Origin of the sequence: Pseudomonas sp. BLCC-B112, assembly GCF_028550695.1 — a bacterium.
In the GTDB taxonomy this organism is placed as follows: Bacteria; Pseudomonadota; Gammaproteobacteria; order Pseudomonadales; family Pseudomonadaceae; genus Aquipseudomonas; species Aquipseudomonas danubii.
Genome location: NZ_JAQQGK010000008.1, coordinates 213649 through 239523, shown reverse-complemented (window position 1 = coordinate 239523; position 25875 = coordinate 213649). Strand labels below are relative to the sequence as shown.

At 49.3% G+C, this 25875-nt stretch carries 24 protein-coding genes; 17 read left to right on the top strand and 7 right to left on the bottom strand.

Annotated elements, in window-relative coordinates; genetic code table 11:
* Nucleotides 1–81: 81 nt before the first annotated feature.
* From wecB to PQT43_RS22020, 4 genes are all read right to left on the bottom strand, one after another.
* A complete protein-coding gene (wecB, locus tag PQT43_RS22035; RefSeq protein ID WP_110652277.1) occupies nucleotides 82–1209 on the bottom strand; it encodes a non-hydrolyzing UDP-N-acetylglucosamine 2-epimerase in 1128 nt (375 codons plus the stop codon).
* Entirely contained in the window at nucleotides 1202–2212 is a 1011-nt protein-coding gene (locus PQT43_RS22030; protein ID WP_072450892.1) for a polysaccharide biosynthesis protein, read from the bottom strand. The genes wecB and PQT43_RS22030 overlap by 8 nt, the downstream gene beginning before the upstream one ends.
* 18 nt (nucleotides 2213–2230) lie before the next feature.
* The gene (locus PQT43_RS22025; RefSeq protein WP_253084931.1) at nucleotides 2231–3088 is read right to left on the bottom strand and encodes a dTDP-4-dehydrorhamnose reductase family protein; all 858 of its coding nucleotides are present in this window, start codon (nucleotides 3086–3088) and stop codon (nucleotides 2231–2233) included.
* A 159-nt stretch (nucleotides 3089–3247) separates the two neighbouring features.
* Nucleotides 3248–4459 (bottom strand): glycosyltransferase family 4 protein, encoded by a 1212-nt coding sequence (locus tag PQT43_RS22020; protein ID WP_253085030.1) that lies wholly within the window; start codon nucleotides 4457–4459, stop codon nucleotides 3248–3250.
* Between the two features lie 566 nt (nucleotides 4460–5025).
* Here PQT43_RS22020 and wbpA point away from each other — a divergent pair.
* The 17 genes from wbpA (at nucleotide 5026) to PQT43_RS21935 (ending at nucleotide 22854) form a co-directional block, all read left to right on the top strand.
* Complete coding sequence (gene wbpA, locus PQT43_RS22015) at nucleotides 5026–6339, top strand: UDP-N-acetyl-D-glucosamine 6-dehydrogenase (protein ID WP_253084932.1); 1314 nt, start codon at nucleotides 5026–5028, stop codon at nucleotides 6337–6339.
* A 110-nt stretch (nucleotides 6340–6449) separates the two neighbouring features.
* Entirely contained in the window at nucleotides 6450–7397 is a 948-nt protein-coding gene (locus tag PQT43_RS22010; RefSeq protein ID WP_110652273.1) for a Gfo/Idh/MocA family protein, read from the top strand.
* A gap of 4 nt (nucleotides 7398–7401) precedes the next feature.
* Nucleotides 7402–7986, top strand: coding sequence for a UDP-2-acetamido-3-amino-2,3-dideoxy-D-glucuronate N-acetyltransferase (wbpD, locus tag PQT43_RS22005; protein ID WP_110652272.1), 585 nt, complete (start codon nucleotides 7402–7404; stop codon nucleotides 7984–7986).
* The gene (locus tag PQT43_RS22000; protein WP_110652271.1) at nucleotides 7987–9078 is read left to right on the top strand and encodes a DegT/DnrJ/EryC1/StrS family aminotransferase; all 1092 of its coding nucleotides are present in this window, start codon (nucleotides 7987–7989) and stop codon (nucleotides 9076–9078) included.
* An 11-nt stretch (nucleotides 9079–9089) separates the two neighbouring features.
* Complete coding sequence (locus tag PQT43_RS21995) at nucleotides 9090–10079, top strand: NAD-dependent epimerase/dehydratase family protein (protein ID WP_115580850.1); 990 nt, start codon at nucleotides 9090–9092, stop codon at nucleotides 10077–10079.
* Nucleotides 10080–10081: 2 nt separating this feature from the next.
* The gene (locus PQT43_RS21990) at nucleotides 10082–11197 is read left to right on the top strand and encodes a DegT/DnrJ/EryC1/StrS family aminotransferase (RefSeq protein WP_110652269.1); all 1116 of its coding nucleotides are present in this window, start codon (nucleotides 10082–10084) and stop codon (nucleotides 11195–11197) included.
* The gene (locus tag PQT43_RS21985; protein WP_110652268.1) at nucleotides 11176–12075 is read left to right on the top strand and encodes a methionyl-tRNA formyltransferase; all 900 of its coding nucleotides are present in this window, start codon (nucleotides 11176–11178) and stop codon (nucleotides 12073–12075) included. Before PQT43_RS21990 ends, PQT43_RS21985 begins: the two co-directional genes overlap by 22 nt.
* Nucleotides 12076–12085: 10 nt before the next feature.
* On the top strand, nucleotides 12086–12799 hold the full coding sequence (locus PQT43_RS21980) for a polysaccharide deacetylase WbmS family protein (protein ID WP_115580852.1): 714 nt from the start codon (nucleotides 12086–12088) through the stop codon (nucleotides 12797–12799).
* Between the two features lie 35 nt (nucleotides 12800–12834).
* Nucleotides 12835–13797, top strand: a complete 963-nt coding sequence (locus tag PQT43_RS21975; protein ID WP_110652266.1) for a GNAT family N-acetyltransferase — start codon at nucleotides 12835–12837, stop codon at nucleotides 13795–13797.
* On the top strand, nucleotides 13787–14527 hold the full coding sequence (locus PQT43_RS21970) for a methionyl-tRNA formyltransferase (protein WP_110652265.1): 741 nt from the start codon (nucleotides 13787–13789) through the stop codon (nucleotides 14525–14527). Before PQT43_RS21975 ends, PQT43_RS21970 begins: the two co-directional genes overlap by 11 nt.
* Complete coding sequence (locus PQT43_RS21965) at nucleotides 14528–15757, top strand: glycosyltransferase (RefSeq protein WP_253084934.1); 1230 nt, start codon at nucleotides 14528–14530, stop codon at nucleotides 15755–15757.
* A complete protein-coding gene (locus PQT43_RS21960) occupies nucleotides 15754–17157 on the top strand; it encodes an oligosaccharide flippase family protein (RefSeq protein ID WP_110652264.1) in 1404 nt (467 codons plus the stop codon). Before PQT43_RS21965 ends, PQT43_RS21960 begins: the two co-directional genes overlap by 4 nt.
* A 16-nt stretch (nucleotides 17158–17173) precedes the next feature.
* Nucleotides 17174–19063, top strand: a complete 1890-nt coding sequence (asnB, locus tag PQT43_RS21955; protein WP_110652263.1) for an asparagine synthase (glutamine-hydrolyzing) — start codon at nucleotides 17174–17176, stop codon at nucleotides 19061–19063.
* 5 nt (nucleotides 19064–19068) lie between these two features.
* The gene (locus tag PQT43_RS21950) at nucleotides 19069–20199 is read left to right on the top strand and encodes a hypothetical protein (RefSeq protein WP_267268856.1); all 1131 of its coding nucleotides are present in this window, start codon (nucleotides 19069–19071) and stop codon (nucleotides 20197–20199) included.
* Nucleotides 20200–20220: 21 nt separating this feature from the next.
* Complete coding sequence (locus tag PQT43_RS21945) at nucleotides 20221–21075, top strand: glycosyltransferase family 2 protein (RefSeq protein ID WP_416375930.1); 855 nt, start codon at nucleotides 20221–20223, stop codon at nucleotides 21073–21075.
* 222 nt (nucleotides 21076–21297) lie between these two features.
* Nucleotides 21298–21918 carry an SMI1/KNR4 family protein gene (locus PQT43_RS21940; RefSeq protein ID WP_267268858.1) on the top strand — a complete coding sequence of 207 codons (621 nt, stop codon included), beginning with the start codon at nucleotides 21298–21300 and terminating at the stop codon, nucleotides 21916–21918.
* 78 nt (nucleotides 21919–21996) lie between these two features.
* Complete coding sequence (locus PQT43_RS21935; protein WP_102880843.1) at nucleotides 21997–22854, top strand: DUF4087 domain-containing protein; 858 nt, start codon at nucleotides 21997–21999, stop codon at nucleotides 22852–22854.
* A gap of 8 nt (nucleotides 22855–22862) precedes the next feature.
* Here PQT43_RS21935 and PQT43_RS21930 read toward each other — a convergent pair whose 3' ends face one another.
* From PQT43_RS21930 to PQT43_RS21920, 3 genes are all read right to left on the bottom strand, one after another.
* Nucleotides 22863–23660 carry a GNAT family N-acetyltransferase gene (locus PQT43_RS21930; protein ID WP_267268859.1) on the bottom strand — a complete coding sequence of 266 codons (798 nt, stop codon included), beginning with the start codon at nucleotides 23658–23660 and terminating at the stop codon, nucleotides 22863–22865.
* A gap of 1 nt (nucleotide 23661) precedes the next feature.
* The gene (locus PQT43_RS21925) at nucleotides 23662–24138 is read right to left on the bottom strand and encodes an HIT family protein (RefSeq protein ID WP_102880845.1); all 477 of its coding nucleotides are present in this window, start codon (nucleotides 24136–24138) and stop codon (nucleotides 23662–23664) included.
* A gap of 126 nt (nucleotides 24139–24264) precedes the next feature.
* Nucleotides 24265–25872 (bottom strand): 5-guanidino-2-oxopentanoate decarboxylase, encoded by a 1608-nt coding sequence (locus tag PQT43_RS21920; RefSeq protein WP_123394014.1) that lies wholly within the window; start codon nucleotides 25870–25872, stop codon nucleotides 24265–24267.
* Between the last annotated feature and the right edge of the window lie 3 nt (nucleotides 25873–25875).

The following is a 25875-nucleotide window of genomic DNA, read 5'->3' as shown; positions in this document are numbered from 1 at the left end:
AACTCCATCAAGATAAGGATATTCAGGACAGCCAAACCGTATGACCGGAGCCCTCACGAGCCCCGGTCAAATCCATTGGTTTCAGTCTTTACGCCATACGGTGCGGTTGATGTAGTCGGTGTAACTCAACACCACCCGCACCACCTGAACCGAGACAGGCCCACCTTGATAGTCTTGCACCAGAGGCACCTTTCGCTGATCACGAGAATGCTGACTGGTCACTACTCGTACGGCGTCCATGACCGATTCGCGCTTGAGGCCGCTCATGATCAGCGTGCCCTCGTCCATCCCTTCGGGGCGCTCATGGGCATTTCGCAAGGTCACCGCCGGCAGGTTCAGCAGGGAGGCCTCTTCGGTGATGGTGCCGCTGTCGGACAGTACACAGAATGCCGACATCTGCAGCTTGATGTAGTCCAACAGTCCGAAAGGTTTGACGAACCGAATCAGCGGGTGGTCAAGGCTCTCTCCCAAGGCCTCTAGGCGCTTGCGCGTGCGGGGGTGGGTGGAGACGATCAACGGGAAGCCGTAATGATCAGCCAGCGCTCGCAGGGTATCCAGCAGGTCGCGCAGGTTATCGGCGGTATCGACGTTTTCCTCACGGTGCGCACTGACGATGAAGAACTTGTCCTGCTCCAGGCCGCTGCGTGCCAGCACGTCCGAGCTTTCAATCCTCGGCATGTAGTAGTCGAGGACTTCCTGCATGTGCGAGCCGGTCTTGATGATGGTTTCCGGACGAATGCCTTCGGCGATCAGGTAACGACGGGCATGTTCAGTCAATACCATATTGATATCGCTGAGGTGGTCGAGCACCTTGCGGTTGAGCTCTTCAGGAACTCGTTGATCGAAACAGCGGTTGCCGGCTTCCATGTGAAACACCGGGATCTTGCGACGCTTGGCAGCAATCACGGCCAGGCAGGTATTGGTATCGCCATACAGCAGCAGTGCATCAGGCTTTTCCAGCTCGAAGATCGCATCGGACTTGGCGATGACCTCGGCAATGGTCTGCGCGGCGGTCTCGCCAGCGGCACCAAGAAAATGATCCGGCTTGCGAATTTGCAGGTCATCGAAAAAGACCTGATTGAGTTCGTAATCGTAGTTCTGCCCCGAGTGCACCAGCACGTGGTTGACCTGACGGTCCAACTCGGCAATCACCCGACTCATCTTGATCAGCTCGGGACGGGTACCGACCAGGGTCATGACCTTAAGCATCGAGTTGCTCCTTGATGTAATCGAGCTTGAGCAACAGCTCCTTGATACCTGGTACATCGAGGCGGGAGGTGTTGTGAGAGGTGTAGTCGTCGAGTTCGGAAATACGCTGCTCCCCCTCTACAAAATACTTTTTGTAGTTCAGGTCACGATTGTCCGCAGGAATCCGATAGTAACGCCCCATGTCCTCGGCCTTGGCCATTTCCTCTCGGGAAACCAGCGACTCGTAAAGCTTTTCACCATGACGAGTACCGATGACTCTGACTTCATTGCTTTTACCGAACAGCTGCTTGAGTGCCTCGGCCAGGTCGCCAACGGTGGACGCGGGGGCCTTCTGGATAAACAGGTCACCCTGTTGTGCATGTTCGAAGGCGTGCAGGACCAGATCCACCGAGTCTTCCAGCGACATCAGGAAACGGGTCATTTCCGGGTCGGTCACCGTCAAGGCTTCGTCGGAGCGCAGTTGGTCGACAAAGAGAGGGATCACCGAGCCTCGCGAGGCCATGACGTTACCGTAACGCGTTGCACAGATGATCGGACCCTTGGCCGGAATCATCCGTGATTTAGCAACCATCAGCTTCTCCGCCATGGCCTTGGAAATTCCCATGGCATTGATCGGATAAACGGCTTTGTCAGTGCTGAGCACGACGACCCGCTGAACTCCGGTAGCGATGGCCGCATTGAGCACATTTTCTGTACCCAATACGTTGGTACGCACAGCTTCCATCGGATAGAACTCACAGGACGGGACCTGTTTCAGCGCCGCAGCATGGAAGATATAGTCGACGCCGACCATGGCCTGGGCCAGGCTGTCATAGTTGCGAACATCGCCTATGTAGAACTTGACCTTGTCATTGGCCAGGGCGATACGCATATCTTCTTGCTTCTTCTCATCGCGACTGAAGATGCGAATTTCACGCACAGCGGTATTGAGAAAACGCTTGAGGACCGTATGACCGAAAGAACCGGTTCCACCGGTGATCATCAATACCTTGTCGTCGAACATGTACACCTTCCAAATTTTTTAGCGATTGGCATGCATCAGCTCAATGAGCTGAGGCCAGGATGGAGCCTTGTACCCAGTAGCCTGAGTGAACCGATCACTGTTGAGCGAGCGATCGATCACTAGTTTGCCATCTGGATGTATATCGATTGCCTTTTCATATTGCCGGGCAATCAGCGCCAGCAGGTCGGACTTGGCAATCGGCTCCGCGGCAACATGATACAGCCCATTAAGTTGCGGATGCGGCAAGACGAAGTCTTTCATTACTCGAGCCAGCTCCACGGTAGGCAAACCAGAGAAGATGGCTCGGGTGAACCCTCGCACACAGCCCTGCTGCTTGAGGAACCAGTCCACCAGGGAATGATCGGAATTCAGTTCGTGCCCGATAATGGAGGTCCTCAAGGTAATTGCATGAGGCTCATCATGCAGCTCACCGATGTACTTGGACTTTCCGTACAAATCTTCGGCATCGGAAGTATCCGTTTCCAGGTAGCCACCCTTGGCTCCGGAGAACACGCAGTCGGTGCTGATGTGAATCAGACGTGCGCCGCTCAAGGCACACAGCTGTGCCAGACGATGGGGCAACATGGCATTGATCGGGAGCGCAGTCAGCGGGTCCTGGGCATCTGCAAGTTGCTTGATCAAGCCTACACAGTTGATGACCACATCCGGACGGACCTGAACCATTGCCGCTGTCAGGGCATCCTGATCGAGCACGTCGACGCCTGACAGAACCCGCGCATAATCAGGTAGAGAAGAATGCTTCAGGGCGGACAGACTGCGCGCCGTCCCCCAGGCCTCGTGCTGCGGGTCCTGGCTGAATACTTTAAAAACAGTACTACCGAGCATGCCGGTAATACCCAATACCAATACCTTCATAAATATGACTCAGATCCAGACCTTGAATGTATCCCATGCACTACAACCTGGGACCGAGGGGCTACAAGCCCCCTCAAAAATGGCCGTATTGTCCAGCAACAGGAAAAAAATAGCACTGCTTGGAAAAGCACAGCGAGCCAGGCAAGCAAGCGATGTGCCTCAAGTCTTCAGCAACTCCACCAGACTACGGACCTGCTGACCCATTTCAAAATGGGCGGCAAAGTAGCTCCGTCCACAACGCCCCATTTCCGCCCGTTGCGCACCGCCCAGGCTACACATCTTCCGTATGTTGGCGACCAATGGAGCCACTTCTTCCGCCGGACTGGTGAGTCCCGCCCGGGCTTCTTGAACTACTCGCGCGCCTTCGCCGTTCAGACTGGCAATGATTGGCTTGCCGGATGCCAGGTAGGATTGAACCTTGCTGGGGATGGTCTGGGCAAAGATGCTTTCATTATTAAGTGACACCAGCAATGCGCTGGACTGTGCAAAAACTGCAGGCATTGCAACGGCCGGGAAGCGCCCAGGAAGTATCAGATTATCCAGTGAATGAACTTGCTTCTGCTCCCTGAGCCACTCCAGCCGGCTGCCACTGCCCACCAGAACCAAGCGAATGTCCGGCTCGTCACGCAGTTGTTTCGCAGCCTCAACTAATGTCTCCAGTGCCTGGGCGGTTCCAAGATTGCCAGCGAACACTACACAGAAATGCGCCTTCAAGACCTGCGATAGCTGCTCGTCAACTTCTACTTCTGCATTAAAAGTCTGGGCATCCACGGAGTTGGGATAATAGGTAATCTTCTTTCTGGGTGCGTAGCGGGCCACTGAATCGACGAAGGCATGAGACTGGACTAGCAGCCGATCACAACCTGCGTAAATCCCGCGCACCATCCAGCCAACCATTTTCAATAGATAGGGGCTCTTGACGAATCCGGTGGCAGCAAGACTCTCTGGCCACAGGTCTTGTATCCACAAGGCCAACTGCGCCCTCTTCAGCCACTTGATAGGAATCGCCGGAATGGCCTGGGTGATGGGCGAAGGCGCGAATACCAGAATCGCATCGAACTCACGCTTGCGCAGCATCCATGGAAAAAAGACAAGTCCGGCAAAAACAAATGACAGGTAGTTAAGAACCATGTTCTTTGCACCACCTTCGCCGCGCGGCCATAACGGCACCCGCAGTACATCAATAGAATCCAGATAACGCTCGTAGTGACATCCCCATGCACGATAACCCGCAAATATCCGACCATCGGGATAGTTAGGTTTTCCCGTAGCAACTACTACCTCATGCCCCTGAGCAACAAGAGTTCTGGCTATATCGTTGATGATGAAATTTTCAGGACTAAAGTACTGAGAAAAAATTAATAACTTCAAAGAGTTCACTTTATATTCGGTGAAAACAACACTTTCCGCCCGACCACTTTACTCATTCGTGGGACCTCAGGACGGCGCCTCATACACGCCTATTGCCATTCATCGGAAGCAGCAATCATTGACGTGAGCCGGCAGTAACCTGCCGGGAGAACGGGTGCCCGCTTGATGGACGCGATGGGACCACAGCCCCTTCCATAGCGGCAAGGAGATTTTACTTTTCCTGACTGGCAAGGCTCAGCAGCCAGCTTGGGCGGGGGGCGGGGAAGCTGGTATGGAGTAAATGTGCCCGGCCTGTCGCCCGAGACGCCTTGCCAGTGTAGAATCGCCGCCAATTTGGCCGCATACACCATGAATTCGCCTTCCGATCACGCAGCTGTCGGATGGCAGAACATTCTGTTTATTGACGGCTTGACGCGTGGACTCTAAGAGTCATTCGCCTGTTGATCGCATCCTACGATAGGTCTGATCCCAGGTGTGTAAGAACCAGAACTAGTTCCCACGCTCCTGTCGAAAAAGTAACGAAACGCCTGCTGCATGCATCGAACCTGTATTACATCGGAGCTAAAATGCCTGACCAAAAACAAACTAGCATCGCCAAGTTCAAGAGCAAGGAAGCCCTGATTGGCATCGTAGGGCTCGGTTATGTGGGCTTGCCGCTGATGTTACGTTACAACTCTATCGGCTTCCGGGTGCTGGGTATCGATATCGATGACTCCAAGGTTGCCAAGCTCAACAATGGCACCAGCTATATAGAACACATTGCCAGCGAGCACATCAGCCAGGCTAGGAATTCGGGATTTGAGGCAACCACCGACTTTCGCCGTGCCAGTGAGTGTGATGCACTGATCCTTTGCGTACCGACGCCGCTAAACAAGTATCGCGAGCCGGACATGAGCTTCGTGATCAACACCACTGACGCACTCAAGCCTTACCTGCGTCCAGGCCAAGTGGTTTCCCTGGAAAGCACCACCTACCCGGGTACAACAGAAGAAGAACTGCTGCCTCGAGTACAAGAAAACGGCCTGATCGTTGGCGAAAACATCTTCCTGGTGTATTCGCCGGAAAGGGAGGATCCGGGAAACGCCAACTTTGAAACCCGCACCATTCCCAAGGTAATCGGTGGTCACACCCCCGGCTGCCTGGACGTTGGTATCGCGCTGTACGAGCAGGCCATCGACCAGGTAGTGCCTGTCAGCTCAACCAAAGCCGCGGAAATGACCAAACTGCTGGAAAATATCCACCGCGCTGTCAACATCGGTCTGGTCAACGAAATGAAAGTCGTTGCCGACCGCATGGGCATCGACATCTTCGAAGTCGTCGATGCCGCTGCAACCAAACCTTTCGGCTTCACGGCCTATTACCCTGGCCCTGGACTGGGTGGCCACTGCATTCCCATCGACCCCTTCTATCTGACCTGGAAGGCTCGCGAATACGGTTTGCACACACGGTTCATCGAGCTCTCCGGCGAAGTCAACAAGGCAATGCCCGAGTACGTCCTGAACAAGCTGATGGACGGTCTGAACAACAGTGGCAAGGCGCTGAAAGGCTGCAAGGTCCTAGTCCTGGGCATTGCCTACAAGAAGAACGTGGATGACATGCGTGAGTCTCCATCCGTGGAGATCATGGAACTCATAGAAGCCAAGGGCGGTATCGTGGCCTACAGCGACCCCCATGTTCCGGTATTCCCGAAAATGCGCGAGCATCACTTCGAACTGGATAGCGAGCCGTTGACCGCAGAAAGCCTGGCCGCATTCGACGCAGTGGTACTGGCTACAGATCATGATAAGTTCGATTACGAACTGATCCAGAATCACGCTCGACTGATCATCGACAGCCGCGGCAAGTACCGCGCTGTTGCGAGCAACGTCATCAAAGCCTGATCGAACCACAACACATCGCAGCGAGTTGCATGAGACAGAGGCCACCGCCATACGGCCTCTGTTTCACGCCTCCTGCCACAGGCAGTTGAAACTCTTCCCCGAGGAACCCCATGAAACGCTTTGCCCTGATTGGCGCCGCCGGCTACATCGCCCCGCGCCATATGCGTGCCATCAAGGACACCGGCAATGAGCTGGCTTGTGCCTACGACATCAACGACTCCGTCGGCATCATCGACAGCCTTTCGCCTCAAAGCGAATTCTTCACCGAGTTCGAGCGCTTCTACGATCACGCCTGGCGCCTCAAACGAGATCCGGCAACCGCTCTGGATATCGTTTCGATCTGCTCGCCCAATTACCTCCATCACTCTCATATCACTGCCGGCCTGCGCCTTGGATGCGACGTGATCTGCGAGAAGCCTCTGGTACCTAGTGCAGCACTGCTGGAAGACCTGAGCCTGACTGAACGCGAAACCGGCAAGCGCCTCTGGAATATCCTGCAACTGCGTCACCATCAGGCAATCATCGACCTGAAGAACCGTGTGCAGTCGCAACCCAGCGCCCATAAGCACGAGGTAGAACTGACTTACATCACCAGCCGTGGCCGCTGGTACATGGAAAGCTGGAAAGGCGACCCTCGCAAGTCCTTTGGTGTCGCGACCAATATCGGCGTGCACTTCTACGACATGCTGCACTTCATTTTCGGCAAGCTACAACGCAACGTTGTGCATTTCAGCAATGCCGACAAGGCCTGCGGCTACCTGGAATATGAGAACGCCCGAGTACGCTGGTTCCTTTCCATCGATGCCAACGACCTGCCTGAATCGGTCAAAGGCAAGAAACCTACTTACCGCTCGATCACTGTTGACGGCGCGGAAATAGAGTTTTCCGAAGGTTTCACCGATCTCCATACCGTCAGCTACCAAGCCGTACTCGACGGCAAGGGCTACGGTATCGAGGATACCCGGCACTGTGTGGAGACCGTCGAGACTATACGTACCATGAACCCTGTCAGAGCTCAGGACAACGAAGGCCACCCCTTCCTGTCCCGCCTGGTCTGACAATATGAGCCATTACCAGCACCCAAGCGCCATCGTCGATGATGGCGCCCAGATCGGCGAAGGTTCACGGGTCTGGCATTTCGTGCATGTATGCCCAGGCGCACAGATCGGCAAAGGAGTCTCCCTTGGCCAGAACGTCTTCGTCGGCAACAAAGTGGTCATCGGTGATCATTGCAAGATCCAGAACAATGTCTCGGTATATGACAACGTTACCCTGGAAGAAGGCGTGTTCTGCGGCCCAAGCATGGTCTTTACCAACGTTTACAACCCACGCTCATTGATCGAGCGCAAGGACCAATACCGCGACACCCTGGTGAAAAAGGGTGCCACGTTGGGCGCAAACTGCACCATCGTCTGCGGGGTCACCATCGGCGAATACGCCTTCGTCGGCGCAGGTGCGGTCATCAACAAGGATGTACCGGCTTACGCACTGATGGTTGGGGTGCCCGCACGACAGCTAGGCTGGATGAGCGAGTTTGGTGAACGCCTCGAACTGCCGGTCGAGGGAGAAGCCGAATGCCTCTGCCCACATACCGGCGCCCGCTATGTCTTGCGTGGCAACAACCTGAGCAAAATGGACGCACAGTAAATGATCGAATTCATTGATTTGAAATCTCAACAAGACCGGATCAAAGAAAAGATTGACGCGAGAATTGAACGCGTCCTATGTCACGGCCAGTATATCCTTGGCCCAGAAGTGACAGAGCTTGAGGAAAAACTTGCCGCTTATGTAGGAGCGAAATACTGTATTAGCTGTGCAAACGGAACAGATGCCCTCCAAATTGCCCAGATGGCGATAGGCATTGGTCCGGGTGATGAGGTCATAACACCTGGGTTCACTTATATCGCGACCGCAGAAACCGTAGCCCTTTTAGGGGCCAAACCAGTATATGTAGATATTGACCCACAAACCTACAACCTTGATCCAACACTGCTAGAAGCGGCTATAACCCCACGCACGAAAGCTATAGTTCCAGTCTCTCTGTATGGTCAATGCGCCGACTTCAAAAAAATCAATAGTATTGCCAAAAAATACAATCTGCCAGTTATTGAGGATGCCGCACAGAGCTTTGGAGCACACTACAAAGAAAGACGCTCTTGCAACATAAGCACCATTGCATGTGCGAGTTTTTTTCCAAGTAAGCCATTGGGATGCTACGGTGATGGTGGAGCACTTTTTACCAACGATGAAAAGCTCGCCCAAATAATACGCCAAATAGCACGACATGGACAAAGTCAACGTTATCATCATGTCCGCGTAGGTGTTAATAGCCGGCTAGATACTCTACAAGCTGCCATATTGTTATCTAAACTTGAAATTTTTGACGACGAGCTCAATCTGCGTCAAGAAGTTGCGTACAACTATACAAGACTACTAGAGAGCGTGGATATACCTGCCCCCTATGTTGCCGCAGATAACAAAAGTGCGTGGGCACAGTTTACTGTACAAGTAGATGCACGAGATAAAGTTCAACAAAAACTTAAATCAGCTGGCATTCCAACAACCGTTCATTATCCAACCCCTCTAAACAGGCAGCCAGCAGTTAAAGACGACCAAGCATATCTCCCCATAGGTGATAAAGCTGCAACTCGCGTTTTAAGCCTTCCCATGCACCCCTATCTATCACTAGAAAACATATCAAACATCGTCTCTGAGCTAAAAAAAGCCATCGATAATTAAGGATTAAAAACATGATCACCGGTAAAAAAATCTTTATAACGGGTGGTGCAGGCTTTATCGCCAGCATGCTAATTTCTAAACTAGCAGATCAGAATGATATTGTAGTCTATGACAACTACACTCGTAACACGCTGAAAGACACACCTTACTCGAACCACCCAAATGTCAAGCAAGTTCATGGCGATGTCTTAGACTTCTCTAAACTTAAAGAAGCAATGACTGGGTCACAAATAGTTGTTCATGCTGCTGCTATTGCAGGAATTGACTCGACTGTACGAAATCCCGTTTCAACAATGCGAGTCAATATGATAGGTGCCGCCAACGCAATGGAGGCAGCTCACCAGCTAGGAAAAATCGAACGTTTTATCGATTTTTCCACATCTGAAGTATTTGGCTCATACGCATTTAAAGTTGACGAAAACCAACAAACTGTCACAGGAGCAGTAGGTGAAGCTCGCTGGACTTACGCTGTTAGTAAACTGGCAGGAGAACACTTGGCACATGCATACCATAAACAGTATGAAATGCCGACAGTTACCGTTCGTCCTTTCAACGTATACGGTCCAGGCCAGACAGGCGAAGGTGCACTTTCAATCTTTGTTCGTAGAGCATTGAAAAATGAAGATATTTTAATTTTTGGTGATGGTAGCCAAATTCGCGCCTGGCTTTATGTCGACGATATGGTTGAAGGGGTTCTTTGTGCGTTGGAGCACCCTAACGCGATAGGTGAGTCTTTCAATATAGGTAACTCACGTGCAGTTACAACAATTTATGGATTGGCACAAACAATCTGTAGAATTACCAATAGTTCATCCAAAATCATTTTCCGTGATGCGTTGTCTGCGGATATTGAGCTACGAATTCCAAGCGTAGGAAAAGCTAAAGAGCTGATTGGATTTGAAGCGAAAGTAGACTTAGATCTAGGGCTTGAAAAAACTGCCGCTTGGATTGCAGCAAACGAAAAATCCCTACCACCGCTTCCGAAGCTATTTAAGAGTTAAAAATGATTAAGCTATCCCAGCCCAATATTAGTGAGTTTGCCATTAACTCTGTGGCGGAGGTCCTTCGAAGCGGAAAACTAGTGCATGGTGAAGAATCCGAAGCATTCGAACAAGAACTTGCCGCTTATATCGGTTGCAACAATGCAATACTAGTTTCATCAGGAACGGCAGCCTTACACATTGCATTAATGGCACTTGATATTGGGCCAGGAGATGCTGTCATTGTCCCTGACTTTACCTTTCCAGCCACAGCGAATGTAGTCGCTATGGTAGGAGCCCGAGCTATAATTGTTGATGTAAATCTCGATAACTATACGCTGTCGATCAAGCATCTAGAGGAAACTATCCAAAACTGGAAAGGACCGGAGCGCCTACGAGCAATCATGCCTGTACATGAGTTCGGATGCCCAGCCGACATGAATGCCATCAAAAACATTGCTAAAAATAGCAACTTATTTATAGTCGAAGATGCAGCCTGTGCACTTGGTGCAACGTTTAAAGATAAGAAAACTGGAACTCTTGGAGATATAGGTTGTTTTTCCTTTCACCCGCGTAAGACCTTAACAACTGGTGAAGGCGGTTTGCTCACGACCAATAATTCTGATCTGGCAACACGCATAAGACGCTTGCGTAATCATGGAATGGAGCGGGGCCCGGAAGGCATGAGCTTCATAGAGCCAGCGACAAACTATCGCCTTACCAACTTTCAAGCAGCCCTTGGACGAGCACAACTACCCGAGCTCGATGGGTGGATAGAAATACGCAGAAAACTAGCACAACACTATTTGTTAAAACTCCGCCCACTAGAAGAAAAAAAATTAATTAAACTACCTACACCTGCTGATGGTCATAGCTGGCAAACTTTTATGCTAGTTCTGAAAAACAATATTGATCGCGCTTCCGTCATTAATAATCTTAAGTCGAAGAATATCGAGAGTAATCTTGGCGCTCAAAGTCTGACAGAAATAGGTATCTATGGAGTGATGGATAATGAATGCCCCAATGGAAAGGAACTTTTCCATAACGGATTGGCGCTTCCATTTTTTGAAGGTTTGAATGAAGAAAACGTCGACTACATTGTTGAGGCGCTAGAGGCATGTCTGACGCAATATTCTTAGGCAGTAAGGATGCAGGATTAGAGGCTCTAAAAGCTATCAGAGCCTCAGCCAAAGAACGTTTGGTAAAGGCTATTACCTTTGATGATAGGGCTGACTCTAGAAGCGTATTAAATGAATTCTCTTCTTATTGCAGTGAAAAAAATATACCTCTTTCAATTATTGAACCGAAAAATTTATCAATCGAGTTAAAAGCACACCAAGGCGCAAAAGTATTTGTTATTGGATGGTACAGCATTCTTCAGGAAAATCTGCTTTCTAGGAATGACTTCTTTGGCATGCATTACTCTCCATTACCAAAATACAGAGGAAATGCACCGCTTGTATGGCAAATTATTAACGGGGAAAGTGAAATAGGTCTTTCACTTTTCAAATTTTCCTTGGGGATAGATGATGGTGAAATAGTTGCTCAGAAAAAATTTCCACTACTGAATGAGGATGATATTTCTACAGTTCTTGCAAAAGCAAATTTCTATTCAAAAGAAATACTAGAAGAGCAGGTTAAAAAAATCCTTAATGGGGAGGTCACCTTGACTCTCCAAGACCATAGCAAAGCTAGCTATTGCTCATTGAGGATACCGGAAGATGGAAAAATAAACTGGAATCTAAGCGCACAAGAAATTTTTAATTTTGTTAGAGCGCAGACGACCCCATATCCTGGAGCATTTACAGTAAATTCAAAAGGAGAAAAAATTAAGATCATAAAGTGCGAAATAGACAACAGGACCATATACGCCCCCACTGGAGCAATAGTCGAACGCAACCTTAACTATGTCACTATAAAATGCGGTAACGGTGCCATTAAAATATTAAAGGCAAAAAACTCTAACAACGAAACCATAAGAACCATTTTCCCTAGCATAAAGGAAAGGCTTCTTTAAGAAGGAAAGAATGAACCTATTCTCCAAGATAAGTGAAATCAGCACGAAAGACGACTTGTCCTGGAGCAATCGATTATTTTTGACACTCGATATCGACTGGGCGAATGATGATGTCATCAACCACTCTATCGATTTAGTTGAAGAGTTCGATGTTCCTGCAACATGGTTTATCACTCATAACACTCCCGTATTAGAGAGACTCAGGAACAATCCAAAGTTTGAGCTCGGTATACACCCTAACTTTAATCCTTTGCTAAAGGGAGATTTCACCAACGGTACAACCGCAAGCGAGGTGATTGATCGTCTAATGCAACTTGTGCCAGAGGCTACTTCCGTTAGATCTCATTTTATGACACAAAGTAGCTATCTGATCAGTCTATTCAGTGAGAAGGGACTGACTCATGAATGTAATCACTTCATACCAGAGCAGGCAAATATAGAGTTAAAGCCTTGGGAACATTGGCTAAATATGACCAAAGTTCCATATTTCTGGGAGGACGATGTAGTATGCCTAAGCAAAAACAACTCGGATTTATACACCTTAAAAAAGAGAGAAGGGCTCAAAGTTTTCGACTTCCACCCAATACACCTTTTTTTAAACACCTCTGACATTTCACTTTATAACGAGTGCCGTAACTTTTTATCTGACACAAAACTATTATCAAAAAAAATAAATCGTGGCAATGGCAGCGCTTCCTGGCTAAAGATACTTCTGAGTCAGTAATACTGAATAATATTCAGCTAAGATAGAGATGAAACATGCAGCTTATTGAGGCAACCAAAGAAGAACTAGAAAAATGGGATCATATGATTGAAAACTCGGTCAATGGCACCATTTATCACCAGCGACTTTTTTTGAGCTATCACGGAAAAAAATTCGACAACCAAGAACAGTTTCTTGTATTCAAGAAAAAAAATAAAATTATTGCCTTACTGTCTTTACTTGACAAAAAAGACGCCATAGTTTCACCATTTGGTGCAAGCTATGGCGGTGTTGTTTTCCTAGAAAGACCAACATTCTCTATATCAAGTGAAGTTTCCATACTATTAAAGTCATTTCTCACGTCAAATCGTGCGGACAAAATGACTCTTACGTTCCCAACTAGCGCATGCGACAAAGTACCACTTGGAACATTTTACTACTGCTTGCTACAAGTAGGTTTTAATCAGTCCTCACATGATATTTCAAGTACAGTACATCTGCAGCAAGCATTCGATACGGATGATATATTAAATACTCGTGCACGACGCATGGTACGTAAAGCAGTGAGTCTTGGAGTATCGCTACAAAACAACGCTAGTTTAGACTTAGCTTGGCCATTACTGGTTAAGAGCCTAGAAAAACACAATGTCGCCCCCACTCATAGCTATGATGAACTTTCAGAGCTGCTTAAAAAATTTCCTAATAAAATTTCATTCCATATAGCAAGTATTGGATCAGAACCTCTCGGAGGAATATGCGAGTTTGATATCACAGATAAGGTACGTTGCTCTTTTTACATATTCCAGAACAATGAAAAAAGAGAGTACCAAGCTCTATCTCTAGTGATATCAGATGCATTAAAACGCGCAAAGAACGAAAAGTTCGACTACTTTGATTTTGGAACATCGACACAAAAAGGCTTACCACACCCTAGTATTTTCGAATTTAAAGAAGGCTTTGGTGCAAATGGTTACTTCAGAAAATCTTTTACTCTAGATAATACAAACCATGACACGTAAAATAGTATTGAGCCGTTGCAAATCAGACGATAAAGTTTTATCAAGTCTAAAAAATGAGCTTCGTGAACTAGAGTTCTCATCAAGCCTTGAAGAGATAATCGACGTAGAAAACTCTTTTATAATACTTTACTCATGGCCTACGATATTATCCGAAGACTTTATAAACAAGCAAACCTGCGTGCTAAACGTGCACAACTCGCTGCTTCCTAAATATCGTGGCAGGCATGCTTTTACTTGGGCGATGATCAATGGAGAGAAGGAGGTTGGCTATACACTTCATAAGGTTGACGGTGGTATAGACACAGGCGATATTTATGCCCAATTAATTATACCTGTGGACTCGCAAATCGATATAAATACTTTATTTGAAATCGCTGAAACGGAACTGGCCAGCTGGCTCCCCAGCAAACTAATTCAAGTAATAGAAAAAAAAGCAATACCAAAAAAACAAAACAATAATAAGGCAACATACTTTAGAGCTCGTCGCCCTGAAGACTCTATGATAGATTTGTCTCAAAGCTATGAAAAAATTTACAATTTTATACGAGCTCAACGCCCACCCTACACAAAGGGAGCATACTTAGAAATTCATGGTTCGAGATTATACTTTGGTGAAGTAAAAAAAATACCTTCTGGCACGCTAAAAAATAAAGATTTTATAATCAATGACGATATATCCATAATAACCAGGTGCCTAGATGCTGAAATTGAACTGTACCGAGCTTGTTAAATGAATAAGAGAAAAAAAAACTCGAAAGGGAAGGTCGTTTTCTTCACTTATAAAAACTATAGAAATAACCCAATGCTGAAAATGTATACTAGTGCGTTCAAAACAAGGTACGACTGCCTAGTATCATGCTTCGATAGTAAAACAACACCTCCTGAAAAAGACATTCAGCTCACCAACATCTCAATCAATCACTGGGAATATATAAGAGCGCTTTACAGAAAGTCCCCCATAGAATTGAAAAATCTTCTTAAGAAAATAAACTTCATAAAAAAAATTTCACTCTATCTTTTAACACTTTTATTTATTGTAAACTTCATCATCAATAACTTTATTTTTCTAGCTAAGCAATTTCGCTTTGTTAAAAGTGGTGTCAGATTAGTATTCGCTGTAGATGGAGACTACTTGCTAGCCTCATGGCTTACGGCAAGATTGCTTGGCGCAAAGTTCTATTACTTCGTTTACGAAATATGGCCTGATCAATACCCGGTTACCTCATTAGTTGATCGTGCAGAAAAGAGTGCTCGTACAGCTTTAGAGTACTTTTTCTGTAACCGTGCAGACAAAGTAATAACTGTACAAGATGTCGTCTCCAAATATATAAGACGAAAATATCATCTTAACAATAACGTCATGGCGACGATACCTGTATGCCCAGACAAATATTCCGCTACAACTTTCTCTGTAGAGACGCCTTTAAAACTTCACTATCATGGTGCATATCAAGCATCTCGTGGGTTAGATGAACTAATTCTTGCCTTCAAGCAAGTTAGCTCTGCAACCCTATATCTCCGCGGAGTTGGTGATTATGAGAAAATTTTACGAGATCTAGTTATCAAAGAAAATTTGACAGAGCGGATTTTTTTTCTAGACGCAGTACCCTCCGATCAACTTGTGTCAAACTCAGTAAGTTTTGATGTCGGAGTAATCCTGGCATCGCCCAATACCGGCAACGGAAGAATGTGTGTCGGATTTAAACTTTATGAGTATATAAATTCAGGCTTAGCTGTTCTTGCCCCCTCCTCTCTACCCCTGATGAACGTGCTCAGAAAGAGTGGTTGTGGAGTAACCTACGGATGGCCAAATTCAAATAAAATAGCGGCTCAAATAGAACTCATGAAGTCGGATATCAGTGCTGTAATGGAAATGAAAAAAGCAGCAATAAAACTGAGCCGTACTTATAATTCTGAATATCAAATCGATCGACTCCTTAAACTGACAGACTTATCATGAGCATAAAAGTAGGTAGAGACATATTCACCTATGGTATTGGGGAGCTCATATTCAAACTTCTCCCAATACTAATTCTTCCTTTCATTGTTAGAAATTTAGATCAAGCTGAGTTTGGGGCAGCCGAACTAATGCTGACAATCATGAATTCATTTATTATTTTTTTGTGCTTTGGATCCGGCAGCGCCATTCACAGGTATTATAACGATCCGAAGTTTTCACTCAAGGAACGGTCTGAAATAATTAGCACTAGCTTTCTATTTGTTATATTTATAACAACTCTATCCTTAGCAATCCTATTCTTATTCTATGACTACCTCATCTTAAAACTAAACCTCTACACCTTTAAAGATTACAAATTAATTTTTGCATTATTTATTATCTTTTCCATTTTTGGTCAACTGACATTAGACGTGATCAGAATCCGAGGAGAACCATTACAGTACCTGCTTGTAGCAGGATTAGCTCGTATTGGCGGAGGTCTCTTATGTTTAGTTTTTGTCGTTTTTTTAAGCTTCGGAGTCAAAGGCTACTTATCTGCTCCAATTATAGCCACAGCCTCAGCGCTTATAGTTGGTATTTTATTAATCCGCAGCGATCTTTCAGCATCTTTTAAATGGAATAGCTTAAGAAAAATCGTTTCTTATGGATGGCCATTCGCACTTCTCGCCCCACTCCAATGGCTAATTTCAGGATTGGACAGATATCTGATTGCTAGTGATGCTGGACTAGCTACTCTTGGAAGCTATGCAATGGCTGCAAAAATAGCGACCATGATAGGACTCATGTTTGCTTCCATCTTATCCGCATGGGGTCCATCTGCTGCGCGCCTACAAGCAATATCTAAATCTAACTTTCTAGCACTCCATAAAATGGTATTTTATGGATGCTTGACTGCATTTTTTGCTACTTGCCTACTATTGCACTGGTTTTCGAATTGGGGAATAATACTCCTGTTTTCTGAAATATATTCAGAGTCACATTATTATGTTTTGCCCCTTGTTATTGGTAGCTCACTACCAATGGTATCAGCAACTCTATATACATATATATCCCTCAGCGGAAAAACATATACTTACATTCTGATTAATATAGCAGGTGGAGGATTGGCACTTATCCTTAACTTAATATTAATTAATAGAATTGGAGCACTCGGCGGGGCAATTTCCTCTGCCCTTGTAGGTATTAGCATATTTTTACTCAACTACTTTGCAGCTGTAAAATATGGCTTCTCAAGATTTACAACTTATGAGCTCCTGTCATTTGCTTTAGGTATAACTACAGTATTCACACTGGCAACTACCTCTAAGTACGAAATTTTTCTTATTATTTTAAATTCAATTGTTATATTATATTTTCTTATGCGCTTTTTTTCCTCGTTAAAAAAAGTACGCGAGCTGTGAGGGAGAGACTTTATCAATGTGCGGAATTTTAGGCGGTAACTGGCAACAAAAGACTTCAAAATCTGATCAAGCAATCCAAGAAGCTCTTTCAACTTTGAAAAATCGAGGGCCTAATGATCAAGGTTTTGAGCGATACGTCCATCATGATAGGGAAACTTTGCTCGGACACACTCGACTGTCTGTACAGGACACTTCTTCAGCTGGCCATCAGCCAATGCACTCCAGTGATGAAAATTTCACTATAGTTTTCAACGGTGAAATCTACAACTTCAAGGAGTTAAGAAAAGAGCTCTCTAGCACTACCGGCGCACTATTTAACTCTGAGTCAGATACAGAAGTACTATTAGCAGCTTGGCAACATTGGAAAGAAGGTTGTCTCAGCCGGTTGAAAGGGATGTTTTCATTTGTCATTTACAACCGCCAAGATGAAACTCTAACATGTGTAAGAGACCAATTTGGTATCAAGCCTTTTTTTTATACCCAAGAAAATAAAGATTTTTTGTTTTCCTCAGAGCTACCTGCTCTACGAAAATTGAAAACAAAAAAATTTGAGCTTAATACTCAACGGGCATATGACTATCTGGTTCATGGAGACTATGACTCCAAAAGTTCGACATTTGTCAAAGACATTTATCAGCTAATGCCAGGACACTTAATAAAACTGAACACTTCCACAGGAGTTGTATCTGCTCCTCAGCAATGGTGGGTTCCTAATGTAGAGCAAACATCTGTATTGAGTTTTTCAGATGCTGCTGATGAACTACGTGAGCGTTTTCTGGATAATATAAAGCTACATCTTAGAAGTGATGTGCCGTTGGGTGCTGCTCTCTCAGGTGGGGTAGATTCTTCGGCAGTTGTCTGTGCAATGCGTAAGATAGAACCAGACGCAGTCATTAGTACGTTCAGCTTCATTGCTAAAGACAGTACAGTATCCGAAGAGTCATGGGTTGATTTGGTTAATCAACATGTTGGGGCAAAAGCATATAAAGTGTTTGTAAGTCCTCATGAGTTAGCCAATGATCTCGATGATATGATACTTGCTCAAGGTGAGCCATTTGGAAGCACCAGTATTTATGCGCAATACAGAGTATTCAAACTAGCGAAAGAGAGTGGCATCACCGTAACTCTTGACGGTCAAGGTGCTGATGAACTGCTTGCAGGTTACCATGGATACCCTAGTAAACGCATAAAGAGCATGTTGGAACAGCGACAATACTTGAAGGCATTAAACTTTGCTAAAGAATGGTCAAAATGGCCTGATCGAGACTTAAAGCATTGTTTAAAAACGGTAATCGCGGAGTGCGTAGACGGCCCAGTATACGAACTGCTCCGACGCGGAAATGGTATGCGTACCAAACCAACGTGGATTGATACTGATATCCTGCGCGAGTCGGGAGTTGTTATTGGATACCCGCGTCAAAAGTCACCTTATGATATAACTGGACGTAAACTCGCCTCTGAGCTTGCTTTCTCCCTGAGCCACCGTGGACTTCAGTCACTACTAAGACATGGTGACCGAAACTCAATGCGTTTTTCCATAGAAAGTCGAGTACCGTTTCTCACCAGTGACATGGCAGATTTTCTTCTTTCGCTCCCAGAAAACTACCTGATTTCTCAACAAGGAGAAACTAAATCAGTATTCCGAGCAGCAATGCGAGGCATCGTGCCCGATGCCATTCTTGATCGCAGAGATAAGATAGGCTTCTCTACACCAGAACAAGTATGGTTGACCCATTTGGCCGATCAGATACGGGAATGGCTAAAAATTGACCTTGGGCTTCCGTTCCTTGATCAATCCGCCATATTAAAAGAGTTTGATAAAATAATTTCAGGGAAAGCACCTTTTAGCTGGCAAGTATGGCGCTGGATTAATTTTATTCGCTGGCACCAACATTTTTTCGGGTGAAAATCATGACTAACATACTAATAATTTCGTTTTCCCCCATAAAAACTGACCCTCGCGTGATGCGTCAAATTGACTCACTAAGAGGTTCATATCATTTAACTGTTGCCGGATTTGGTAGCTCTCCGTACCCAGATATTGAGTTTATCGACATCAGCTCTATAGGTGCTCATTTTTTTAAGAAAGTCTTGAAAGGGACTTTACTTATATCCCAATGCTTCGAAACTTATTACTGGAAAATGCCCTACGTCCTAAAAACCCTTAATTTACTACAAGGGAAAAAATTTGACTGTGTATTGGCAAACGATATAAACAGTTTGCCGCTTGCTCTTCGCCTAGCAGGAAAATCCCCAACATTTCTTGATGCCCACGAGTACTCACCAAAGGAATTTGAAGACCGCTTTATTTGGCGTTTATTTTTCTCAAAATTCTACGAATACATTTGTAAAAAGTACATCCCCAAAGTTTCTGTAATGTCTACTGTTTGCACGGGAATAGCTGAGGAATATGAAAGAAATTTCGGAGTACATTCTAATGTTGTCCTGAACGCACCGGCTTACAGCGAGCTATCACCAACACCAGTTATGGAAGGAGTCATCCGCTTAATCCATCACGGCGCAGCTATTAGCTCAAGAAATCTCGAACTAATGATCGAAATGATGGACTATCTTGATGAACGCTTCACTTTGGACCTCATGTTAGTAGACAACGGAAGCGGTTACCTTGAAACATTAAAAAAAATGGCAGCCAAGAATAATAAAATCAAATTTCGCCCGCCTGTCGACATGAAAAAAATATCGTTCGAAATCAACAACTATGATATCGGCTTATTCTTGTTGCCCCCCGTAAACTTCAACTACAAGTATGCACTTCCCAATAAATTTTTCGAGTTTATCCAAGCCCGCCTTGCCATTGCTATTGGTCCTTCTGACGAAATGGCTCGACTAACAAAAAAATATAACCTGGGTATAATCAGCGACGATTTTTCGCCAAAAAACATGGCACACAAACTGTCTCAGCTGACATCAAAAGACATCTATCGAATGAAAGAGTCGGCCAACCTAGCGGCCAAAGACTTAAATGGCGACTCCACAAAAAAATTTATATTTGATACTGTAAAAAAACTCTTAAATAGTTGACACAAAATGCTAAGTATTTTGATGCCCGCCAAAAATGAAGCTCTTTACATTGAGGCAGCACTTCGTTCCATTGAAAAAATAAACAATCTCGACTTCGAAGTTATTGTTGTCGATGATGGATCTGATGACGAAACTTTCAACATTGTAGAGAGACTCGATTTCAGCTTTGTAAAACTCATAAAAAGCGGGGGCGTTGGTAAAGCACAAGCCTTCAATATTGCTTATGAGAACGCATCTGGAGATATTTTTATCCTGCTGGCAGCTGACGACTTATTGATTGCAGAAAGTATTCATGAGCGAATCACGCCAATACAGAAAGAAGGCACACCAAAAGTCTCATACTGCAAACTAAAGTCTTTCTCCGCTGATTCAAAATACAATGCAATGACACTACCAAAGAACCCTGCACTGGGTCTTGAGTCAGGTGGTTGCATGGCGTTTAATCGCTCATTTGCTCAATTGGTTTTTCCAATCCCAAGTTTTTTGCCGAATGAAGACGTGTGGATGATGCTCCACGCACGCTACTCTTCCGTGGAAGCAACTCACGTCCCTACAATTGGAATTTTTTATCGAATTCATGACAACAACAGTTACAAGCGCGGGATCAACTACTCACAAATTAACGAACAGATGTGGGTCAGGCAACGTGCAATATTCTATTTTTACGAACAATACAAACCAAAACTTTCCCCTCAAAAACAGAGAGCACTTCTTGTAGCATTTCTTCTACAACTTTTGCGCTATCTTGGTTACTCAAAAATAATATGTTTCATCCCAGAAGCATCCTTAAAGGAACGGGCCAAACTTCTATTAAACTCTTCAGCTTGGCTTTACTCCATTAGAGAGCGTTTTTATAGCTTTTTCTCTGGACGGTAAATCGCCATCATCGTCTAGGTTAGGCTTTATTCAAAGAAGGTGCTCCAGACTAGTACGTCTGGGGTCGCCCATAGCAGTCCAGTCTTTGCGAGATCCGCATCGAACCATGCTGCATGCTGGCTTTTTTAGCAAACCAGTACTCTCATACATCCCCTAGAACGCCAGCACCATCGCGCATATCCGCCACCCCGCACGCTCATCCAAGGAACCCCATGTCAGAACATGCATGCCCCAGACGCCGACTGGCCACCCGCTGGCTGCCCACCCCTGGCCTGGCCGGATCTGTCCGATCAGGGCGCACGGCTGAAGTGGTACCTGGCCACGATCGGTGCCTATGGCGCTTTATGGGAAGGACACGTCAACGAGCCTGAATTAACCCCCGTCAGCGAGGAAGCGCTGGTGGCCCTGGAGCAGCGACTGGGCTGTGCCTTGCCGCCCTCGCTGCGCGACTATCATCGGCAGTTGGGGGTCTTGTCCCTGGCGGAGATCCTTTGCAGCGTAGGCCCCGGCCATACCCCGATCCAGCCTCTGCTGGAGGCCTACCCTGGCATTGTCGATATCCCCGAGAGCGATCTGGACCTGGCACTGGCGCACCAGTTGGTTGCCTTTGGCGACTACCTGGGCAACGGCAACCTGTTCTGTTTCCACCGGGAAAGCGGCGCGGTCTACTACTTCGATCACGACACCGGCGTAGCGCTGACACGTTTCTTCGACTCACCCGAGGAGTACCTGGATGCGCTGATGCTGCTGTGCCTGGCCGAGGTGTACGAGGACGACGACGGCGCCGAAGCGCTGATCAGCCAGCGTTACGGCGACGACTTGGTGCGCAAGTGGCGCTACTGAAGAACAAGGACCTCGGTCTCTACTAACGCCAATGCCGGCGCACAATCTGCGGTTCTCAACCCCGAACAAGGATGCTCCATGTTTCAGCGTGCCCTGATCTGCACACTCCTGACACTGCTTGCCTTACCCGCCAGCGCCGCTCCGGCCAAGGTCGAACGCCGATGCGGCTGGTTCGAGAACCCGACGCCGGCCAACGCCACCCTGACCGACCGCGACGGCGTCTGGGAAATTGCCAGCCAGGGCGGTTATCAGGCCGAGGGCGACTGGCCCACCTTCAACGACCAGCAATGGGTGCGCACCAACAACCACTACGGCTACGGCTGTGCCTGCGTCAGCGCCAGTGCTGATCCACAGACACATCGCCTCGACCAATTGCACAAGGCCAAGGCCCGCCCGCTGTCTGCCTGTCGCAACGATCCCAGCCTGTACGAACCCTTGCGCGAGGAAGCCGGAGTTCCGGTATTGCCCATGGATTCACCACGCTTCAAGGCCCAGGGCTTCAGCCTGCAATACCCCAAAGGCTGGAAGCTTGGCCAGGCGCAGAACTGCCTCACCCTGGACCACCCGAAAAAACGTCCCCAGGAGGAATACACCCTGCACCTGTGCCTGCAGCAGGGCAGCCTGGAACAGGCCGCCGAAGGTTTGTTTTTCTATCAGGAAAACGGCGTGTGGATGCGCAGCGCCGGAAGGGATGAACCCAGCCCGGTGCAAGAGATTTCAGGCCCCGGCTGGAAAGGCCTGCTGGCCTATCAGACCTGCGGCATCAGCGATGGGGACACCGGCTTTCACGCCTATGGCGGCACCTGCCTGATGGCGCTGATCGACAGCGGCCAGCGTCAGGTGGTGGCTGATAGCGTCGGGTTCTTTCAGGACTTCGCCACCCTGAGGGCGATTCTGTACTCGATCCGCTTCGACCCGGCGCCAGCGGCGCCATAGAGCTCGCGCTAAGGCACCGCCCGATACAGGGCCTGCAGGTGACAAAGGCGCAAGCCGCAGTGCTCCAGGTTGCGCCGGCTTTGCGAGTTCACCAGGGCCGTGGCCGCGACACTCCGGGCGCCAAGAGCGGCGGCCTGCTGCACGCGATGGCCGATCAGGGCCCGATGATGGCCCTGCCCCCGGGCGGCCCGGGTGGTAAAGGCAGTGCCCAGGTAGGCCACGCCATTGTCAGCGATGAACAGCGCTGCGCCAGCCACTGCAACACCCCGGTCCCGCAGCAGGTACAAATGCCCGCGCCCATCGTTGAGCAAGCCGCTGAAAGCCGCCTGGTTGATCGGCCGCGCCGCCGCAGGGGTATTGAAGCCTTCGCTGTGCAGCGCGCAGAACCTTTCAAGGTTCAAGGCCGTCACCGGCTCGATATCCAGCGCGGAAGACGGCGGCGCCAGTTCGTCGATCGAAGCGAACAACTGCCCGTGGGTCCAACCCTTGAGGCGCTGCAATGGCTGCCCCTCCAGTTCCAGGGTGCCCGCCACCTTGGCTGACTCAGCGATCAAGGCGATCGCCGGGGCGCAGGCCGCGCAGGTCTGTAACAGCTCGACGAGGCGGCAGGCCTGTTGCGCCCAGTCGCCATGCACCCGGTTCATCATCGGACTGGGATTGCCAGCGACGACGAAGGCGCCACACCCCGGCTCGCCCAGCAGGTTGGCCCCATGGGGGTTGCCTGCCAAGTTCGCCAAGCCCTGAACCCGGGCCCGCAGGTATTGGTGCTCCGCGTATTCAAGCGCCAGGGCGCGGCGGCGATCCATATCAGCGACCGCCCATCGGGGTTTCACTGACCCAGGGCACGCGCACTTGTTCGGCAATGCTGGCAGCCTGCTGCTGCAGGACCTCGAGTTTGGCGCGACGCCCAAACACCCCGCTGAAATGCAGCAGCAGGCGCCCGGCAAAGCCCAGGGCATCGCCACGCTTGCGCGGGATCAGGTGCAGATGGGCATGGGGGATGTGCTGGTTGGTGGCCCGACCATCATTGACCAGCAGGTGGGTGCCTTCGACGCCGTAGCCGGCACGCCGCTGCGCGGCCAGCAATCCATCGAACACCTGATACAGATGCTGACGGACGAAGCCGGGTAATTGATCGAGCTTTTCCACATGGGGCTGGGGAATCAGCAGGACATGACCCGCCCCCAGGGGATGCACGTCCATGAAGGCCATGCAGTGTTCATCGCGGTAAACCACGGCCGCCGGCAGGGTGCCGGCGACAATCTGGCAGAAAATGCAGTTCATCCATGAATCCTCAAGTGACAAGGTGCGTCCTGGCGGGCTACGTCAATGTAACCCACCTTATCCCTTGAAGGCCTGTCCCTTGAAGACTCATTCTTGGAGAGCCTGTCCGCGAAACAGGCCTGCGGATCAGTCCAGGGCCAGATAGGCGCCGGCGTCGACTTCGATCATCACCGGCTGGCGGATATCCCTGAGGCTCTGCAGCAGTTCCTGCAACTGCGCCGGGGTGTCGGCGCGATGGTGCGCCACATGGAAACTCTGGGCCATGGCCCGGAAGTCCGGAGTGAGGATGTCCACCCCCAGCGGCGCAATGTCCCGGGCCTGCATGTAGTCGCGGATCTCGCCGTAGCACTGGTTGTTCCACACCAGCAGGATCACCCCGATCTGCGCTTCCTTGGCGGCGATCAGTTCGCTGCTGGCGAACTGCAAGCCGCCGTCCCCCACCAGCGCCACCACCGGACGCTCGGGCCGCGCCAGCTTGGCGCCCATGGCTGCCGGCAGGCCGTAACCCAGGGTGCCGTAACCGCTGCCGGCGTTGAACCAGCTGGCCGGGGCCGGTGCCTGGTAGCCGCAGGCGCCCTGGTACACCGGTTGGGTCGAGTCGCCCACCAGGATCGGACTGCCCAGGGTGTCGCGCAGCAGGTCGAGCAAGCCCTGCAAGCCTTGTTGCTTGGGCGTCCAGCCGGTGCGTTCGGCCTGGTTGACCCGCTGTACGCTGTCCACGGCCCAACGACCGCGAGAGCTGGGTTGCAGCACTTTGCCAAGCAAGGCTTGCAAGCCTTCCAGGGCATCGCCTACCAGGCCGACATGGGCCCGCTGCACGCCCATGACCTGCATCGGGTCGATGTCCAGGCGGATCAACGAGCCTTTGAAACGCAGCGGGCCCAGGCCAAAGAAGTCGTAGTCGGTTTCCCCCAGTTCAGTGCCCACGGCCAGCACCACGTCGGCTTCGTCGATCAGCGCCCGGCCATGGGCCGATGACTGCACGCCGTCGAGCAACAGCGGGTGCGCGCAGGGCAACAGGCCCCGGGCGTTGGTGGTCAGGGCCACCGGCGCTTGCAGGCGTTCGGCCAACTGGCGCAACGTCTCGGCGCAACCCCGGGCGCCGCCGCCGGCCAGGATCAACGGCCGGTGAGCGCTGTTGAGCAAGGTCGCGGCCGCTTCGATCGAGGCTCCGGCCGGGGCCGGAGCACCGGGCAGGCTGCGGGGCATCAGGTTGAGGTCGGTGGCGGACATGTCCAGCACATCCAGGGGAATCTCGATGTGCACCGGCCGTGGCCGCGCGCACTTGAACACGGCAAAGGCCCGGGCCAGGAGCTCCGGCAGTTCCGCAGGCGACTGCAGGGTGTGACTGAAGGCGCAGACCCCGGCCACCATCGCCCGCTGGTCCGGCAGTTCATGCAGATGGCCATGGCCCAGGCGCAGGTGCTCGCGACGGTTGACCGTGGAGATCACCAGCATCGGCACCGAATCGGCGTAGGCCTGGCCCATGGCGGTGAGGATGTTGGTCATGCCGGGGCCGGTGATGATGAAGCACACCCCGGGCTTGCCGCTGGCCCGGGCATAACCGTCGGCCATGAACCCGGCGCCCTGTTCATGCCGCGGGCTGACATGGCGCAGGCGGCTGCCGTGCAGGCCGCGATACAGCTCGACGGTGTGCACGCCGGGAATCCCGAACACCGTGTCCACGCCATAACCTTCCAGCAAACGAACCAGCGACTGGGCACAGGTGGTCATCGA